This is a genomic window from Peribacillus sp. SIMBA_075, assembly GCF_046534585.1.
Window position 1 is genome coordinate 1 of sequence record NZ_JAWRYN010000199.1, and the last position, 370, is coordinate 370.

1 protein-coding gene and 1 pseudogene are annotated in these 370 nt (G+C 42.7%); both read left to right on the plus strand.

Features of this window, described 5'->3' with window-relative positions; all coding sequences use genetic code 11:
• Window positions 1–163 (plus strand): annotated as a pseudogene (locus tag SB775_RS27810) (sulfite exporter TauE/SafE family protein); the annotation flags it as partial.
• Window positions 164–247: 84 nt separating this feature from the next.
• A partial coding sequence (locus SB775_RS27815) for a DsrE/DsrF/DrsH-like family protein (RefSeq protein ID WP_410864376.1) occupies window positions 248–370 on the plus strand: 123 nt, incomplete at its 3' end.

Genomic DNA, 370 nt, shown 5'->3' on the forward strand with positions numbered 1-370 from the left:
ACATATTCCGGTTTTGCCCGTTATGTTTACGGTAATAGGGAGCGTGCTAGGTGCGCCGCTGGGTAGCCGCGTCAGCGCAAAAATCGATGTTAAGTATCTTCGGTATGGCCTGATTGTTTTGATCTGTGCGACGGCGATCAAGATTTGGAGTGATATCCTGTAAAGAGAAGGAGCTTTTCATTGCAAGAGCTCTTTGCGTCTATTTTAATACCTATAGTGGTATAAGTATATTGAGGGAGGTCTCAAAATGGATACGCAAAAAGAAAAAACAACGATTGTCCTGTTTAGTGGGGATTTAGATAAAGCAATTGCTGCATTTATCATTGCGAATGGTGCCGCTGCCTACGATCATGACGTTACGATTTTCTTT